The sequence below is a fragment of the Actinacidiphila bryophytorum genome (genome assembly GCF_016916835.1).
Taxonomy (GTDB): domain Bacteria; phylum Actinomycetota; class Actinomycetes; order Streptomycetales; family Streptomycetaceae; genus Actinacidiphila; species Actinacidiphila bryophytorum.
Window position 1 is genome coordinate 239,749 of sequence record NZ_JAFFIX010000005.1, and the last position, 17,260, is coordinate 257,008.

At 71.9% G+C, this 17,260-nt stretch carries 15 protein-coding genes; 6 read left to right on the forward strand and 9 right to left on the reverse strand.

Features of this window, described 5'->3' with window-relative positions:
- The first annotated feature begins 3 nt into the window (after window positions 1-3).
- Window positions 4-504, forward strand: a complete 501-nt coding sequence (gene ybaK, locus JT723_RS10305; RefSeq protein WP_205044219.1) for a Cys-tRNA(Pro) deacylase — start codon at window positions 4-6, stop codon at window positions 502-504.
- Between the two features lie 610 nt (window positions 505-1,114).
- On the opposite strand, the gene JT723_RS10310 is transcribed toward ybaK, so the two are convergent.
- Genes JT723_RS10310 through JT723_RS10325 form a run of 4 tightly spaced genes read right to left on the reverse strand, consistent with a single transcriptional unit; the run spans window position 1,115 to window position 5,031 of the window.
- Window positions 1,115-1,798 (reverse strand): ABC transporter permease, encoded by a 684-nt coding sequence (locus tag JT723_RS10310; protein WP_205044220.1) that lies wholly within the window; start codon window positions 1,796-1,798, stop codon window positions 1,115-1,117.
- Between the two features lie 34 nt (window positions 1,799-1,832).
- Window positions 1,833-2,660: an ABC transporter permease gene (locus JT723_RS10315; protein ID WP_205044221.1), complete on the reverse strand. Its 828-nt coding sequence runs from the start codon at window positions 2,658-2,660 to the stop codon at window positions 1,833-1,835.
- Window positions 2,657-3,721, reverse strand: coding sequence for an ABC transporter ATP-binding protein (locus JT723_RS10320; protein WP_205044222.1), 1,065 nt, complete (start codon window positions 3,719-3,721; stop codon window positions 2,657-2,659). Before JT723_RS10320 ends, JT723_RS10315 begins: the two co-directional genes overlap by 4 nt.
- Window positions 3,722-3,774: 53 nt before the next feature.
- A complete protein-coding gene (locus JT723_RS10325; protein ID WP_205044223.1) occupies window positions 3,775-5,031 on the reverse strand; it encodes an NYN domain-containing protein in 1,257 nt (418 codons plus the stop codon).
- A 273-nt stretch (window positions 5,032-5,304) separates the two neighbouring features.
- Here JT723_RS10325 and JT723_RS10330 point away from each other — a divergent pair, with 273 nt between their 5' ends.
- On the forward strand, window positions 5,305-5,481 hold the full coding sequence (locus JT723_RS10330; protein WP_205044224.1) for a hypothetical protein: 177 nt from the start codon (window positions 5,305-5,307) through the stop codon (window positions 5,479-5,481).
- Window positions 5,482-5,565: 84 nt separating this feature from the next.
- On the opposite strand, the gene dnaE is transcribed toward JT723_RS10330, so the two are convergent.
- Window positions 5,566-9,120 carry a DNA polymerase III subunit alpha gene (gene dnaE / locus JT723_RS10335; protein ID WP_205044225.1) on the reverse strand — a complete coding sequence of 1,185 codons (3,555 nt, stop codon included), beginning with the start codon at window positions 9,118-9,120 and terminating at the stop codon, window positions 5,566-5,568.
- A gap of 140 nt (window positions 9,121-9,260) precedes the next feature.
- On the opposite strand from dnaE, the gene JT723_RS10340 reads away from it, so the two are divergent.
- From JT723_RS10340 to JT723_RS10350, 3 genes are all read left to right on the forward strand, one after another.
- Window positions 9,261-10,577 (forward strand): DUF2252 domain-containing protein, encoded by a 1,317-nt coding sequence (locus JT723_RS10340; protein ID WP_205044226.1) that lies wholly within the window; start codon window positions 9,261-9,263, stop codon window positions 10,575-10,577.
- Between the two features lie 96 nt (window positions 10,578-10,673).
- The gene (locus tag JT723_RS10345) at window positions 10,674-11,384 is read left to right on the forward strand and encodes a hypothetical protein (protein ID WP_307794039.1); all 711 of its coding nucleotides are present in this window, start codon (window positions 10,674-10,676) and stop codon (window positions 11,382-11,384) included.
- A gap of 54 nt (window positions 11,385-11,438) precedes the next feature.
- Window positions 11,439-12,242, forward strand: coding sequence for a thioredoxin domain-containing protein (locus JT723_RS10350; RefSeq protein ID WP_205044227.1), 804 nt, complete (start codon window positions 11,439-11,441; stop codon window positions 12,240-12,242).
- 28 nt (window positions 12,243-12,270) lie between these two features.
- On the opposite strand, the gene JT723_RS10355 is transcribed toward JT723_RS10350, so the two are convergent.
- Window positions 12,271-12,879: a dienelactone hydrolase family protein gene (locus tag JT723_RS10355; protein WP_205044228.1), complete on the reverse strand. Its 609-nt coding sequence runs from the start codon at window positions 12,877-12,879 to the stop codon at window positions 12,271-12,273.
- Window positions 12,880-12,905: 26 nt separating this feature from the next.
- On the opposite strand from JT723_RS10355, the gene JT723_RS10360 reads away from it, so the two are divergent.
- Window positions 12,906-13,943, forward strand: a complete 1,038-nt coding sequence (locus JT723_RS10360) for a mechanosensitive ion channel family protein (protein WP_205044355.1) — start codon at window positions 12,906-12,908, stop codon at window positions 13,941-13,943.
- Between the two features lie 34 nt (window positions 13,944-13,977).
- Here JT723_RS10360 and JT723_RS10365 read toward each other — a convergent pair whose 3' ends face one another.
- From JT723_RS10365 to JT723_RS10375, 3 genes are all read right to left on the reverse strand, one after another.
- Window positions 13,978-15,567, reverse strand: coding sequence for a Na+/H+ antiporter (locus JT723_RS10365; protein WP_205044229.1), 1,590 nt, complete (start codon window positions 15,565-15,567; stop codon window positions 13,978-13,980).
- Window positions 15,568-15,639: 72 nt separating this feature from the next.
- Entirely contained in the window at window positions 15,640-16,053 is a 414-nt protein-coding gene (locus JT723_RS10370; protein WP_205044356.1) for a GNAT family N-acetyltransferase, read from the reverse strand.
- 50 nt (window positions 16,054-16,103) lie between these two features.
- Window positions 16,104-17,045: an RluA family pseudouridine synthase gene (locus tag JT723_RS10375; protein ID WP_205044230.1), complete on the reverse strand. Its 942-nt coding sequence runs from the start codon at window positions 17,043-17,045 to the stop codon at window positions 16,104-16,106.
- Window positions 17,046-17,260 lie beyond the last annotated feature (215 nt).

Genomic DNA, 17,260 nt, shown 5'->3' on the forward strand with positions numbered 1-17,260 from the left:
GACGTGGCGAAGAAGAAGAACGGCTCCGCCGGGGGGACTCCGGCGACCGTCGCCCTGGAGAAGGCGGGCGTCCCCTTCACCGTGCACGCGTACGTGCACGACCCCGCGTCGGGGCTGTCGTACGGCGACGAGGCCGCGGCCGCGCTCGGGACGGGTCCCGAGCGCGTCTTCAAGACCTTGGTCGCCGAGGTCGACGGCGCCCTCACCGTCGCGGTCGTCCCCGTCGCCGGGTCGCTCGACCTCAAGGCGCTGGCCGCGGCGGTCGGCGGCAAGCGGGCGGTCATGGCCGACCCGGCCGACGCGGAACGGGCCACCGGGTACGTACGCGGCGGCATCTCGCCGCTGGGCCAGCGGCGCGCCCTCCCCACCGTCCTCGACGCCTCGGCGGCGGCCTTCCCGACGGTCTTCGTCTCCGCCGGCAAACGCGGCCTGGAGGTCGAGCTGCCCCCGCTCGCCCTCCAATCCCTGACCTCCGCCACCGTGGCGGGCATTGCCCGCCCTTAGGCCGTGTTGTGGAAGTCCCGCCTGCCCCGCGACGCCTGGCACGCACGCTCGCTGCGTTGTCGGAGTCGTCCGAGCAGGCCCACTACGAGGACGACCCTCCGCCTTGCGATCGCACGCACCGGACGCCGCGGGGCCCGCCCTGTGGGCGGACGGCGCTACTTCCAAAACACGGCCTAGCCCCCTCGCCGCCCGGTGAGCAGCTGCTCCCACAGTTCCCCGCGCCCCTCTTCGCTTGCCCTCTGCGACAGGGCCGGGACACCCGGGGCGCGGGTCGCCGCCGCCCCAAGGGGACTCCCCGCCCCGGCCCCCCGGCCCCCCGGCCGGTGGAGGGCTGAGCGCGCAGTTCCCCGCGCCCCTGAAAAACGCTCGCCCTCCGTCACAGAGGGCACCCCTCAGGGGCGCGGGGAACGGCGCGACAAGCCCCCACCGGGCGCGCGGGTCGTCACCGGCCCGAAGGGGCTCTTCGGTCCGTGCCGGACCACCGGCCGGCGGTGGGTTGCGCGCCCGCGCGGCGGCAGCCGCAGACCGGATGCAGGCCCGCGCCCCTGAAAACGCTTGCCGCCCGGCGGAAGGCCGGCCCAGGGCGGGAGCGAACCCGCCCCCGGAGGGGCTATTCGTCGTGGGGTGGCGGCGGGGGCGCCGACGGGGTGGGCGGGGGCGCGGCGGGAGGGGTCCATGCCGGGTAGGCGGACTTGGCACCCGGGGCATCAGGTTCCCGGGGGCCGAAGGCCGAGGTCAGCACGAGGTGGACGACCATGGCCGCGATCGGCCACGCGACAAGCGCGGACTTGGCCCGGAGTTCGAGCGGGGCGTCGAAGACGACCTTCGGGCCGACCGCGGTGGCGTGGGCCACGATGTCGGTGTCGGGGCCGAGCCAGACGCCGAGGCGCCAGCCGACGAGGGAGGCGAGGACACCGCCGGCCGCGAGGCCGAGGACGACGCCGATCCCGCCGCGCCGGTAGCGCCAGAAGACCGTGGCGGCGGTCAGGATGCCGAGCCCCGCGGCGATGAGCGCGAACGTGCCGTCGCCGCCGATCGCCTCCTCCCCCTCGGTGTCCTTGAGGTAGACCGCCCGGCCGTCGGAGACCAGCGGCACCCGGGGGGACAGCCACAGCCAGAGCAGGCCGAGGCCGACACCGCAGACGGTGACCAGGAGTGCGACGAGCGCGCCGCGGCGGACCTCGGAGAGCACCGCCTTGGTGCGGTCCTCGCCCTGGTCCGGTCCCGACGCCCCTGAGCCCGGGTAGGGGGGCAGGTGGGACGAGTGGTCGTGGGGAGTCAGGGGAGCGGTCACCTGCCCATCGTGCCAGGTGCGGGCGCGGGATGCCTCACCGGCAGGCTGCCCTGCGGTAGGCCCAGGTGGCGACGGCCAGCGAGGCGACGCCGACGGCGGCGCACACGGACAGGTCGCCGGCGACGGCGGCCCAGTCGGTTCCCGCGCTGCCGCCCAGCGTGCGGGCGAAGGCCTCGACGCCGTAGGTGGAGGGCAGCAGGTCGCGTACCCAGCCGACGGGCGCGGGCAGGTGCGAGGCGGGCAGCACGCCGAGGAGCAGGGCCGCGGACATGCCGAGCTGCCCGAAGAGCGTGGCGATCTCCTGCCGGGGTGCGAGCAGCCCGAGTGCGGCGCCGAGCCCGGACAGGGCGGCGCCGGCGAGCGGGATGACCACGGCGAGCACCCACAGCGTGGTGAGCGTGAGGTGGAAGAGCACGCACCCGACGAGCGCGGTGAGCAGTGTGCCGGGCACGGTGAAGGACGCGTAGGCGCCGGCCGCGCCGAGTACGACGGCGGCGGGCGGCACGGGCAGGGTGGCGTAGTGGTCGAGGCCGCCGGAGGCCCGTAGCTGCCCGAAGTACTGGGCGAGCAGGTTGAGGGCGACGAAGGCGACCACGAGGACGCTGGAGCCGGCGACGACGGCCCGTGCGGCCTCTCCGTCGCCCGCTTCGACGACCCCGCGCATCATGACCATGATCCCGACGGACTGGAAGGTCGCGACGAACAGCAGCGGGATGCGGGCGACCCGGGCGCGGGAGAGCTGCGCCCGGTAGACGGCGGCGAAGGCGGAGCCCATCCGGGCGCGGGGCGCGAGCGGTGCGGGCGCGGGAGGGGGCGCGGCGGGGCGGGACTCGCGGCCGGGCACCCGGATCTGCGTGGTCATGCCTTCACCAGGCCCTTCGCACGGCCGCCGAGGGCCAGGTAGACGTCTTCGAGGCTGGGGGTGGCGAGGGTGAAGTCGTCCAGGGCCGCGTAGCCGGGTCCCGAGGTGAGGGCCGCGACGGTGCTGCGGGCGCGGTCGTGCGGCAGGCGCAGGGTCCAGCGGCGCCCCGAGATGTCGGCGAGCGGCTTGAGCGCGGCGATCTCCGGCAGGTCGAGCGGCGGATCCGCGCGCCACACGAGGTCCAGGCGCACCTCGTCGGCGACCAGGGCGCGCAGCCCTGCGGGGGTGTCGCAGGCGATGACCCGGCCCTGGTCGAGGACGGCGACCCGGTCGAGCACGGTCTCGGCCTCGATGACGTTGTGGGTGACCAGCAGCACGGTGGTGCCGTTCTCGGCCCTGCGGCGGCCGAGTGCGGCCCATACGGCCCTGCGGGCGACGGGGTCCATACCGGTGGTGGGCTCGTCGAGGACCAGGACGGGCCGCTCGCCCACGAGGGTGGCGGCGAAGCAGGCCAGGCGGCGCTGGCCGCCGGAGAGCCGCTTGATGGGGCGGGAGGCGATCGGGGCGAGTTCGAGTTCGTCCAGGACGGCGTCCCTGGCGGCGCGGGCGGCCGCGGCGTCCAGGCCGCGCAGCCGGCCGGTGGTCTCGGCGGCGAGCGAGACGGTCAGCTCGTCCAGCGCGGTGGACTCCTGGCCGAGGTAGCCGATGAGCCGGGCGGCCCGGTCGGGGTGGCGCACGAGGTCGTGGCCGAGCACGTCGATGCTGCCCGCGTCGGGCCGCAGCAGGCCGGTGAGCTGGCGTACGAGCGTGGTCTTGCCCGCACCGTTGGGGCCGAGGATGCCGAACAGCTCGCCGCGCGCGACGTCGAGGTCGATGCCGTCGCTGGCCCTGACGGCGGCGGGACCGGCCGCGGGCACTGCGGCGGGGCCGCGGCGGCGCAGCCCGGGGCGGCGCGTGCCTGAGCCGGCCGGGTACGTCCTGATCAGTCCGCGGACGGTGCACACCGTGTCGCGGACCGCGGCGCCCGCCGGGGGCGCCTGGTCCTCCGTGCCCGTGTTCACGAGGATCGAGACTACGCGGCGCGGGCGGCTCGTGCCGCAACGGGGGGTTGTGATCAGTCGCCGTTCTGCGTGTGGTCCATGCCGGTGCGGGCGTCGACCTCGCGCCAGAACCCGGCCCTGATCGCGTACCGGTCGTGTTCGTCGATCTGGTCGTCCTTGTGGGCGAGCAGGCCGAAGCGGGCGGCGTACCGCAGCAGCTCGCCGTCGATGCGGTGCGGGACCCGCGGGTAGTGCGTGGAGAGCACCTGGAGCTGGCCGGGGTCGGTGAGGCGGGCGGTCCAGCGGCGGGCGAAGACCTGGCCGACCTCGTAGGGGTCGCCGCTGACCGCGGTGATGTCGGCCTCGCGGTCGGCCCAGCGCTGCTCGGCGGTGGTCAGCTGGGCCAGTGTGGGCAGGCCGCTGGTGTCGGGCACGTCGGGGCCGCCTGCGCTGCCCTTGTCGGCCCAGCTCTTGTCGGAGGACCAGCGCAGGGTGGCGTTGCCCGCGGGGTGCCCGGCGGCGGGCGCGGACGGGTGCGGCTTGCCGAGGCCCGCCAGGTCCTTGGGGGTGGGTACGCCCTTGCCGCCGTTGCCGGCCGGCTCCTCCGGCTCGGTGTCGGGCGCGGTGCCGTTCTGCTCGGGGTGCGAGGGGTGGGCGGTGTGGGCGGTGTGCGGCTCCTGGGTGGGCGCCCCCGCGGAGGACTCGGGCAGCGGCGCGGCGAGGATCGCGACGATCTCCGGGCCGATCTCGGGCCGTGCGGTGTTCGCGGGCGGGCAGACGCCGTCCCTGGAGATGATCGCGGTGGTGATCCACTCGCGGTCCAGCACGCGGCGCTCGTCGGCCTCGGCGACGAGGTCCTCGGACTGGTTGTAGTCGCCGTCGGCGGCCTGTACGGCCCACAGGTGGACGGCGACGCCGTGCTCCTTGGCGGACATCATGCCGGGCAGCAGGTCGCCGTCGCCGGTGACCAGGACGATGTCGGAGCAGGCCCGGTTGCGGGCGAGTTCCGACAGTTCCGCGTGCATGGCGGCGTCGACGCCCTTCTGCGCCCAGCGCCCGTCCGTGCGGGTGAGCGCGCCGAGCCGTACGGTCACCCGGGGCATCACCCGCAGCCTGCGGTGCTCGGGTTGCGGAACCCGGTCGGGTGCGCCGTCGAACCAGTAGATCCGCAGCAGCGGCTGGCCCGTCTCGCGTTCCGCCCTTTCCCGCAGGCCAGCCACGATACGGGCATGATCGACGACGATCCGGGAACGCGACGGTTCACCGGCCAGAAGGCTTGCTGCTGCGCCCAGTAGGTATCCGGCGTCCACCAGGACGACGCAGCGGTCCATATCGCACCTCTTCCGGTCGCCCCCTCGGTCCTGAATACCCTCAGGTTCCCCCGAGTCTGCCCGAATGCCGGGGCGTTATGAGCTGGAACACGATCTTCGGCGTGGCGGTCGTGCCATTTCAGTCACGCCCATCCCGTCAACTGCCCGAAATGCGCGCTTCGTACTCCCGTGCAAATCTGATGGCGGCCGCTCGGCCACGAGGCCCGCGGGGGCGCCAAGCCCGCCGCGTGGCAGGCCCTTCGGCCGACATCCCCTCATCAGGAAGGCACGACAGTGGCTAAGAACCGTAACCAGAACCAGAACCGCCGGCCCGAGCAGCACCAGGACCAGCAGCGCAACTCCGCCATGGAGGCGCAGGAGCACGAGCGCAGCCAGCAGGCGGAAGAGCGCGTGATGCCGACGGCCACCCAGGTCTCGCGCAAGCAGCAGAAGCGGTTCGGCCACAACTGACCGTACCTGACCTGCCCTTGGGCAGCCGGTACGAGCGGGGGTGCCCCTTCGGGGGCGCCCCCGCGCCATTTTGTCCGGGAACCGTCAGCCCGCCTGCTGGCCCGCGCCCAGACACGCGGGTCCCAGCAGCGCCTTGAGGTCGCCGAAGAGCGAGGGATCGGCGGTCACCCGGTGCCGGTCGAGCCGCAGCACGGTGGTGGACCGCACGCCCTGCAGCCGCACCCGCACCTCGGTGTTGCCCTTGTGGCTGTCCAGCACCTCGCCGAGCCTGGCCACCAGCGGCGGGGTGACCTTGACCGTCGGGATGGAGATGCTCACCGGCGCGTTGGTGCCGACGTCGGTCAGGTCGGGCACCATCAGCTCCATGGCGACCAGCCGCGGGATGTCCTCGCGCTTGTCGAGCCGCCCCTTGACGAAGACGACCGCGTCCTCCATCAGTTGGGTGGACACCAGCTGGTAGGTGGCGGGGAAGAACATGCAGTCCACCGAGCCCGCCAGGTCCTCGACGGTGGCGATGGCCCAGGCGTTGCCCTGCTTGGTCATCTTGCGCTGCAGACCGGAGATGATGCCGCCGATGGTGACGATCGCACCGTCCTGGTAGTCGCCGGCAAGGGCGGCGATGGCCGCGTCGGTCTTGTCGCCGAGGATGTGCTCGATGCCGAACAGCGGGTGGTCGGACACGTACAGGCCGAGCATCTCCCGCTCCTGCGCGAGCAGATACGTCTTGTCCCACTCGATGTCGGAGAAGACCACGTCCATGCCGAAGGCCGGGCCGTCGTCCGCGTCGTCGTCGCCCATGCCGCCGAAGAGGTCGAACTGCCCCTCGGCCTCCTTGCGCTTGACCTGCACCACGTTGTCGATCATCGACTCGAAGTGCTCGGTCAGGCCGCGCCTGGTGTGCTTCATGGTGTCGAAGGCGCCGGCCTTGATCAGCGACTCGACCGTCCGCTTGTTGCAGACCACGACCTCGACCTTGTCCAGGAAGTCGGGGAAGCTGGCGTAGCGGCCCTTGGCCTTGCGGCACCTGACGACGGACTCCACCACGTTCTGCCCGACGTTGCGGACGGCGGTGAGTCCGAAGACGATCGTGTCGTCGCCGCGCGGGGTGAAGTTGGCGTTGGACTCGTTCACGTCCGGCGGCAGCACCTTGATGCCCATCCGGCGGCACTCGTTGAGGTAGAGCGCCATCTTGTCCTTGTCGTCCTTCACGGACGTCAGCAGGCCCGCCATGTACTCGGCCGGGTAGTTCGCCTTGAGGTAGGCGGTCCAGTACGACACCAGGCCGTAGGCGGCCGAGTGCGCCTTGTTGAAGGCGTATCCGGCGAAGGGCACCAGCACGTCCCAGACCGCCTGGATGGCCTGGTCGGAGTAGCCGCGCTCGCGCATGCCGGCCTGGAAGGGGATGAACTCCTTGTCCAGGACCTCCTTCTTCTTCTTGCCCATCGCCCGGCGCAGCAGGTCGGCCTGGCCCAGCGAGTAGCCGGCCAGCACCTGGGCGGCCTTCTGCACCTGCTCCTGGTAGACGATCAGGCCGTAGGTGACCTCCAGGACCTCGCGGAGCGGCTCCTCCAGCTCCTTGTGGATCGGGGTGATCTCCTGCTGCTTGTTCTTGCGCAGCGCGTAGTTGATGTGCGAGTTCATGCCCATGGGGCCGGGCCGGTAGAGGGCCGAGACGGCGGAGATGTCCTCGAAGTTGTCCGGTTTCATCATCCGCAGCAGGGCGCGCATGGGGCCGCCGTCGAACTGGAAGACGCCCAGGGTGTCGCCGCGGCCCAGCAGGGCGTAGGTGTTGGGGTCGTCCAGCGGCAGCGCGAGCAGGTCGATGTCGATGCCCTTGTTGGCCTTGATCGACTTGACCGCGTCATCCATGATCGTCAGGTTGCGCAGGCCCAGGAAGTCCATCTTGAGCAGGCCGAGCGACTCGCAGCTGGGGTAGTCCCACTGGGTCACGACGGCGCCGTCGTTCTTCGGCGAGAAGATCGGCACGTGGTCGATCAGCGGCTCGGCGGACATGATCACACCGGCCGCGTGCACGCCCATCTGCCGGACCAGGCCCTCGATGCCCTTGGCCGAGTTGATCACCTTGGTGACGTCCGGCTCGTTCTCGTACATGGCCCGGACCTCGCCCGCCTCGCTGTAGCGGGGGTGGTCCTTGTCGGTGATGCCGGACAGCGGGATGCCCTTGCCGAGGACGTCGGCGGGCATCGCCTTGGTGATCCGGTCGCCCATCGAGAACGGGTAGCCCAGCACCCGGGCCGAGTCCTTGATCGCGGCCTTGGCCTTGATGGTGCCGTAGGTGGCGATCTGGGCGACCTTGTCGGAGCCGTACTTCTCCGTCACGTAGCGGATGACCTCGCCGCGCCTGCGCTCGTCGAAGTCGATGTCGACGTCGGGCATGGAGATGCGCTCGGGGTTGAGGAACCGCTCGAAGATCAGCCCGTGCGGGACCGGGTCGAGGTCGGTGATGCCCATCGCGTACGCGACGATCGAGCCGGCCGCGGAGCCGCGGCCCGGGCCGACCGCGATGCCGTTGTTCTTCGCCCACATGATGAAGTCGGCGACCACCAGGAAGTACCCGGGGAAGCCCATCTGGACGATGGTGTCCATCTCGTAGTCGGCGAGCTTCTGCCGGTCCTCGGGGATGCCGCCGGGGAAGCGCCTGGCCATGCCGCGGGCGACCTCCTCGCGGAACCAGGTGACCTCGGTGTAGCCGTCGGGCACGTCGAACTTGGGCATCAGGTTCCTGAACTGGAACATGCCCTCGGTGTCGACCCGGTCGGCGATCAGCAGCTGGCTGTTGCGGCAGCCCTCCTGCCAGGCGTCGGAGGAGTCGATCGCGTACATCTCGGCGGCGGACTTCAGGTAGTAGCCGGAGCCGTCGAACTTGAAGCGGTCGGGGTCCGACATGTTGGACCCGGTCTGGATGCACAGCAGGGTGTCGTGCGCGGACGACTCCTCGGCATAGGTGTAGTGCGAGTCGTTGGTGACCACGAACGGCGCGTTGAGCTTCTTCGAGATCTCCATCAGGCCGTCCCTGGCCCTGCGGTCGATGTCGATGCCGTGGTCCATGATCTCGACGAAGAAGTTCTCCTTGCCGAAGATGTCCTGGTACTCGGAGGCGGCCTTGAGCGCCTCGTCCATCTGCCCGAGCCTGATCCGGGTGGAGACCTCGCCCGAGGGGCAGCCGGTGGTGCCCATCAGGCCCTCGGCGTACTCGCTGAGCAGCTCGCGGTCCATCCGGGGCTTGCGGAAGTAGCCCTCGAAGGACGCGCGGGACTGGGCGCGGAAGAGGTTGTGCAGCCCGACCCGGTTGCGCGCCCAGATCGTCATGTGCGTGTACGCGCCCGCACCGGAGACGTCGTCGCCCTTCTGGTGCGGAGCGCCCCACTTGACCGGCTTGTTGTACCGCCGCGACTCGGGCGCCAGATACGCCTCGATGCCCATCACCGGGGTCACCCCGGCCGCCTGGGCCTGGTGGAAGAAGTCGTAGGCGCCGTGCAGGTTGCCGTGATCGGTGATGGCCACATGGCTCATCCCCATCTCGTTGCACGCCTTGAACATGTCCTTCAGTCTCGCCGCCCCGTCCAGCAGCGAATACTGGGTGTGGACGTGCAGGTGAGTGAAGGGCTGATCGGTCAAGGCGGCGACACCTCCGGCGAGAACGGGCCATCGGAACGGGTTGTCTGGCGGCGTCGGGAAGTCTACGACCCGGGTACGACAGCGCGGGTGCCAACCCGGCGGCAGGCAACCATCCGCAGGCCCGTGTCGTCCCCCCTGTCGTGGCAGACATCACGGCGGGCGACAGCCCGCGCGGGGAGCACATCCTCTCCGTCTTCGACAGCGCCTTCGGCGAGCTGCTGGCCGCCGACCCGGCAGCGTTCCGGGTGAAGTTCCGCAAGATGGCCGCGTCGGCCTTCGCCTTCTACCGGGGCACCGCGTGCCTGTTCTACGCCGACCTGGACGGCGAGCAGCACGACGGCGCCTATGTGACCCCCCGCACCGGCCGGGTGTGGATCCACGGCGACCTGCACGCCGAGAACTTCGGCACCTACCTGGCGTCCAACGGCCGGCTGGTCTTCAACGTCAACGACTTCGACGAGGCCTTCGTCGGCCCCTTCACCTGGGACCTCAAGCGCTTCGCCGCCTCCGTGGCCCTGCTGGGCTATGTCAAGGCGCTCGGCGACGACATGATCAGCCGCCTGGTGACGGTCTACGCGGCCGCCTACCGCGAGCGCATCCGGCTGCTGGCCAAGGGCGAGGCGGTGCCGCAGCTGACCCTGGACACCGCCCAGGGGCCGCTGCTCGACGCCCTGCGCAGCGCCCGCACCCGCACCCGGGTGGGGCTGCTCGACTCGATGACGGCCGTGCGCGACCACGACCGGCGCTTCACCGAGGGCGGCGGCGCGATACCGCTGGACGCGGCCACCCGCGGGGCGGTGCTCACGGCCTTCGGGGCGTACCTGGAGACGCTGCCCGCGGCCAGCCGGGTCCGGCCCGACAGCCTGCGGGTCAAGGACGTGGTGGGGCGCCGCGGGATCGGCATCGGCAGCGCGGGCCTGCCCTCGTACAACCTGCTGCTCGAAGGCACGACCGACGCGCTGGAGAACGACGTCGTCATCTACATGAAGCAGGGGCAGACCCCGGCGGTCTCCCGGCACATCACCGACCCCGCGGTGCGCGGCTACTTCCTGCACGAGGGGCAGCGCACCGTCGTCTCCCAGCGGGCGCTGCAGGCGCACGCCGACCCGTGGCTGGGCTGGACGGAACTGGCGGGAGCGGGGCAGCTGGTCGCCGAGGTGTCGCCCTACGCGGTCGACCTGGACTGGTCGGACCTGGACGACCCCGCGCAGATCGAGGCGGTCGTCGCGGACCTGGGCCGGGCCACCGCGACGATGCATGCCGCGGCCGACGACGAGAGCGGGCACTCGCTGGTGCCCTTCTCCACCGAGGACGCCATCGACGAGGCGATCGGCGCCGACGAGGACGGCTTCGCACCGATGCTGGTGGACTTCGCCCACTCCTACGGCGACCGGGTCCGCGCCGACCACCGGATCTTCGTGGACCTCTTCCGCAACGGGCGCATACCGGGGCTGTGACCTGCCCCTCAGGGGCGCCCCCAGGGGCGGCGGGCGAGCCCGCCGCCCCGCGTACCCCATCTGTTATCCGCTCTTAGGTCACACATACAGGTACGCGTGGCACACTCTGTCGCCATGGAGGCGATACGACCGCGGCTGAGGGCACTGCGTGCTGCCCTTTTCGCCGCGCTGTGCGTCACGCTCTCCTGCACCTCGCACGTGCTGATGGCCAAGGCCCCGCTGCCGCTGCCCGCCGTGGGCGGGTCCTTCGCCGCGGTCTTCGCCCTCGCCTACCTGGCGGCGGGCCGCCCCGAGTGCGGCTTCCGCACATTGGCCGGCCTGATGGTGCCGCTCGAACTGGCCGTCGACACCCTGCTGACCACCGGGCAGCAGGCCTGCTACGGCGCTTTCGGCGGTCCGGTGACAGGGCCGTGGCGGTCCTTCAACGAGGCCATCCTGTGCAACAACGGCCATGTGGGCCCGACCCCCGAAACCCCGCTCGCCGCGGTGCCCGGCGGGGCGCAGGCCGCCGCCCAGATGCAGTCCAGCGCCCTGCCCTGGCTGCTGCTCGCCGTGCACGTGTCCGTGGGCCTGCTGGCCGCCTGGTGGCTGCGCCGCGGCGAGGCCGCCCTGCACCAGGTCGTGCGGGCTGTGGCACTGGCCGCCTTCCGCCCGCTGCTGACCGCCGCTGCCGCCATCCGCAGCGTGCTCGCAGCGGCGCCGCACCCCGTGCGGCGGACCGCCCGCACCGCCCCCGGCGGCCCCGCCGCCCGCTGGCTGCACCATGCCGTCGTACGCCGTGGTCCGCCCGTCCCGGTCACCGTCTGACCGCAGGACCGGCACCATCCCCCACACCCACACGCGTATTCACGGAGATCCGTCATGAGCAACCGCAACAGCAAGGCCAGCAAGGAAGCCGCCCGTGAGCGGCTGCGCATCCAGCGCGAGAAGGAGGCCAAGAAGGCCAAGGTCCGCCGGCAGCTGCTGGTCGGCGGCGGCGTCGTGGCCCTGCTGGCGATAGCCGGCGGCGTGGCCTTCGCCGTCAACGAGATGAACAAGCCCAGCTACTGGTCGGAGGCCGCCAAGGACACCCTGGTCAAGCCGGCCAACACCTCGGGCACCGACGGCACCACGATCGTCATCGGCGACGCGAGCAACAAGAACGTCGTCCACGAGTACGAGGACCCGCGCTGCCCGTACTGCGCCGCCTACGAGCAGGCCGCGGGCGACGCGGTGCTGCAGGGCGCCAAGGACGGCAAGTACCAGATCAACTACACCTTCGGCACCTTCATCGACGACAAGGACAACGGCCAGGGCTCCAAGAAGGCCCTCAGCGCCATGGGCGCGGCCCTGAACGTGTCGGTGGAGGCCTTCGAGGAGTACCACAAGGCCCTGTACTCGAAGGCCAACCACCCGGACGAGACGTCGGACTCCTACAAGAGCGCCGACAAACTCATCTCCATCGCGCAGAGCGTCCCGGCGCTCAAGGGCAATGCCAAGTTCTCCGACGCGGTCAAGAAGGGCACCTTCGACAAGTGGGCGCTGGTGATGACCGCCGCCTACAACAAGGACCCCGCCGCGGCCAAGGGCACCCCGTACGTCCTGGTCAACGGCACCGCCGTCGAGGTCAACGGCGTGGCCCAGGACCAGGTCGTCGCCGGCATCGCGGCCCAGCTGAAGAAGTAGCCCGCAGCGCGCGGCTTCCTCCGGCGGGCTACAGCTCCCGGAGGAAGTCCAGCGCGACCGCCCAGGTGCGCTTCGAGGCCTCGGCGTCGTGGTCCGGCAGCCCGGGGTCGGTGTAGAGGTGCCCGGCGCCGCGGTAGCGGTGGACCTCCACGTCGGCGCCCGCCTTGCGCATCCGCAGGTACCAGGCGTTCAGCCAGTCGTCGGACTCGAAGGGGTCGGGGTCCGCCACGTGCAGCTGCACCGGGATATCGGTGGCCGCGTCGTCGGCGATGTCCGAGGTGCCGTGCAGGAGCAGCAGCCCCCGGCACCGCTCGTCCCCCAGCGCCAGGTTCTGCGCGACCGAGCCGCCCAGCGAGAACCCCGCGTAGACCAGCCCCTGCTCCGACAGCGGCGCCGCCGCGGCGACCGCCCGGCGCAGCAGCTCGTCCTTGCCGATCTCGTCCTTGATCCGCATCCCCTCCTCCGCGTCGTCGGTGGTGCGCCCGCCGTAGAGGTCGGGCACATGCACCTCGTGCCCCTCGGCCCGCAGCCGGTCGGCGGCGTCGTGCACGGCCGGGCGCAGCCCGTACATGGAGTGGAACAGGACGATCGTCACAGGGTTTCCTCCGACTGGTCGGGTACGCGTCCATGGTGCCATTGGGACGACGGACGGAAGAGGTGGCCATGGAAGGCGCGCTGCGGCCGGTACTCGTGGTGGGAACGGCGCTCGTTGTGACCCTCGCGGTGGGCTACGCCGTCGACAGGGCGTTGCGCGCCGCAGACGCGCGGCACCCCGAGACGCCGCTGTGGCACCTGCTGCGCCGCTGCCGGCTGCCCTTGCAGGTGGTCCTGTGCACGGCGATGCTGCGCGGCGGCTACAAGGCCGCCCACGTCGCCTCGGGGCACGGCGCCGCCCTGGGGCAGTGCCTGACCCTGGTGCTGATCGGCGCGACCGCCTGGCTCACCGTGCGGGTCGCGGCCGCCGGCACCGACTCCTCCTACGCGCGCTATGCCGCGGTCTCCCGCGACGTGGCCAAGATCCGCCGGCTGCGCACCCAGTCCACGCTGATCCAGCGGGTGTTCACCGCGATCGTGGGGGTGATGGCGGTCGCCTCGATGCTCTTCAGCTTCCCCGAGATGCGCACCTTCGGTGCCTCGATGCTGGCCTCCGCGGGCGTCATCGGCATCGTCGCGGGCATCGCCGCCCAGTCCACGCTGGGCAACCTCTTCGCCGGGCTGCAGATCGCCTTCGGCGACATGGTGCGGATCGGCGACACCGTGGTGGTGGACGGCGAGTGGGGGACGGTGGAGGAGATCACCCTGACCTTCCTGAGCGTGCGCACCTGGGACGAGCGGCGGATCACGATGCCGGTGTCGTACTTCACCAGCAAGCCGTTCGAGAACTGGTCGCGCGGCGACCCCCGGATGACCGGCACCGTCTTCTTCCACCTGGACCACGCGGCCCCCGTCGGCGCCATGCGCAAGCGGCTGCACGAGATCCTGGAACAGGCGCAGGAGTGGGACCGCAGGGCGTGGGGCCTGGTCGTGATCGACACCACCCCGACCACCATCCAGCTGCGGGCGCTGGTCACCGCCAAGGACGCCGACGACGTCTTCAACCTGCGCTGCATAGTGCGCGAGCAGCTGCTCGACTGGCTGCGCGAGGAGCACCCGTACGCGCTGCCGCGGGTCAGCACCGCCAGCGCCCCCGGCGCCCTGTGAGAGCCGCGCCCTGTGAGAACCGCGGCCTGCGGGCTCAGGCGCGCATCGAGCGCAGGTCCAGGTGGCGCAGGACGCGGTCGACGACCTCCGGATCGTTGCCCGGCTCGCTGCGGGCCGCCAGCACCTCGTGGCGGGCCGCGGAGAGCATGTCGTCCTGGATGCGGCGCAGCGCCTTGACGCGCTTGACCCGGCGGGCGTGCGACTCGCGGCGCTCCTCGTCCACGATGTCGGGCGAGATGCGCGCGCCCATGTCGAAGGCCGTGCGGTGCAGCAGCTCCGACAGGTCCTCGTCGATCGGCTCGCTGCGCTCGATCTCCTTGAGCCGGGAGCGGGCCGCGGCCATCGCGCGCACCGCGAGGTCGTGCTCCAGGGCGTGCTCCGCGTCGATGTCGCTGCTCACCCCGAGCCGCCTGACCAGCCACGGCAGGGTGAGGCCCTGCACGACCAGGGTGGCGAGCACCACGGCGAAGGCGATGAAGAGCAGCTCGGCGCGGGCCGGGAAGGGGCCGTCGTGGTCGGTGTCCAGCGGGATGGCCAGCGCCAGGGCGACCGAGGCCACCCCGCGCATCCCCGACCACCACATGATGACGGTCTCCCGCCAGGTCATCGGGATGTCCTCGTCCATGTCCCGCAGCTTGTGCATCTTCCTGGCGATCCAGGCCGCGGGCAGCAGGTACAGCAGCCGTACGCCGACCACGACGACCACCACCAGGGCCGCGTGCCGGGTCATCGGCCCCCAGTTGCCGGAGCCGACGCTGAAGACGTGGTGCAGTTCCAGGCCGATCAGCCCGAAGGCGATCCCGGTGACCAGGGTGTCGACGATCTCCCAGAAGGTGGTGCCCGCCAGCCGCGCGGTCACGTCGTCGGCGGCGAAGGCATGCTCGGCCAGGAAGAGCGCGCTGGTCAGCACCGCGAGCACACCGGAGCCCGAGAACTCCTCGGCCAGGGCGTAGGACGCGAAGGGCACCAGCAGCGAGAGCCCGACCTGGAGGGTCGGGTCGCCGACCACCCCCATCAGCTTGTTGGCGCCCCAGCCGAGCACCAGGCCGACGACGACCGCGACCACCGCGGACAGCACCAGCTCCAGCACCGCGTGCCCGGCCGAGAAGTGCCCGGAGACGGCAGCGGCCACGGCCACGTGGTAAAGCACGATCGCGGTGACGTCGTTGAAGAGCCCCTCGCCCTCCAGGATGGAGATCATGCGGCGCGGCAGTCCCAGCGCACCGGCCACCGCGGTCGCCGCCACCGGGTCGGGCGGCGCCACCAGGGCACCCAGCGTGAAGGCCGCCGCCAGCGTGATGCCGGGCACCACGGCGTCCACCACCGCGGCGACAGCCGCGGTGGTCACGAAGACCAGCGCCACCGCGAGCAGGAAGATCGCCCGCCGGTTCGCCGCGAACTGCCGCCAGGAGGTGCGCTGCACCGCCGCGTACAGCAGCGGCGGCAGCACCAGCGGCAAGATCAGGTCCGGGTCGATCCGCACGTTCGGGACCTGCGGGATCAGCGCGAGCACCCCGCCGAGCAGTGTCATCAGCACCGGCGACGGCAGGCCCGTACGGTCCCCGAGCGGCACCACCACCACGGCCGCGAGCATGAGCGAGAAGAACAGGGCGAGCTGATCCACGCCCGTCAGGGTGCCACGCAGCGCCCCCGCGGCCGCCGGGCCGCGCCGCACCGGGCGGCGCGCGATCGGCGGCTACGGCCGCCAGGTCCTGCGCATGGCGCGGTGGGCGATGCCGGCGTCCTGGAACTCCGGGCCGAACTCGGCATAGCCGAGCTTGCGGTAGAAGCCGATCGCGTGGACCTGCGCCTCCAGGTAGACGCCCGCAAGGCCGAGCCGTTCGGCTTCCTCTTCCAGGGCGCGCACCAGCAGCGCGCCCAGGCCGGTGCCGCGGGCCGCCTTGAGCACCGCGAGCCTGCCCAGCACCGCGAGGTCCTGGTCGCCGCCGTTCTTGGCGGCCGCGTCGGCGCCCAGCAGCAGCCGGCCCGTACCGGCGTCCGGGGCCAGGACGTGCACCGCCCTGCCGTCCTTGCCGTCCCACTCCAGCTCGGCCGGCACGTTCTGCTCCACCACGAAGACCTCGTGCCGGATCGCGTGCACCGCCGCCATCGCCGCCGCGTCGTCCGCGGCGACCACCCGTATGCCCGGCCGGACGGCGGTCACCGGCTGTCCGCCCGTACGGTGTCCAGCGCGTGCTGCAGGTCGTCGGGGTAGCCGCTTTCGAACTGCACCCACTCGCCGTCCGCCGGGTGCTCGAAGCCCAGCTGCTTGGCGTGCAGCCACTGCCGGGTCAGGCCCAGCCGCTTGGCCATCACCGGGTCGGCGCCGTAGGTGAGGTCGCCGACGCAGGGGTGGCGGTGCGCGGACATGTGCACCCGGATCTGGTGGGTGCGGCCGGTCTCCAGCTTGATGTCCAGCAGGCTCGCCGAGCGGAAGGCCTCGATCAGGTCGTAGTGCGTCACCGAGGGCTTGCCGTCGGCGGTGATCGCCCACTTGTAGTCGTGCGTGGGGTGCCGGCCGATCGGGGCGTCGATCGTCCCGCTCATCGGGTCCGGGTGCCCCTGGACCAGGGCGTGGTAGCGCTTGTCCACCACCCGGTCGCGGAACTGCTGCTTGAGCCGGGTGTAGGCGCGCTCCGACTTGGCCACCACCATCAGGCCCGACGTGCCCACGTCGAGGCGGTGCACGATGCCCTGGCGCTCGGCCGCGCCCGAGGTCGAGATGCGGTAGCCCGCCGCGGCCAGGCCGCCGATCACCGTGGTGCCGGTCCAGCCGGGGCTGGGGTGGGCGGCGACGCCCACCGGCTTCATGATCACCACGATGTCGTCGTCGTCGTGGACGATCTCCATGCCGGGGACCGGCTCGGCGACGATCTGTACGGGGGTCGCGGGCGCGGGCATCTCGACCTCGAGCCACGCACCGCCGTGCACCCGCTCCGACTTCCCCGCGACCGCCCCGTCCAGCGACACCTTGCCGCCGGCCGCGAGCTCTGCGGCCTTGGTCCTGGAGAAGCCGAACATACGGGCCAGGGCCGCGTCGACTCTTTCGCCTTCCAGGCCGTCGGGTACGGGCAAAGAGCGGATTTCCGGTGCGGTACTCACCCGAAGAGTATGCCTTCCGCCGGCCGCGCTGACTGACGGCTCCCCTTACGCAGGGGGGCGACCTCCCAGGGACGCGGGGAACTGCGCGCGCAACCCACCACCGGCCGGTGGTCGGGTACGGACCGGAACAGCCCCTTTCGGACGGAGACGACCCGCGCCCCGGTGGAGGGCTGGTCGCGCAGTTCCCCGCGCCCCTGATGGGGTGGCCGTCCGTC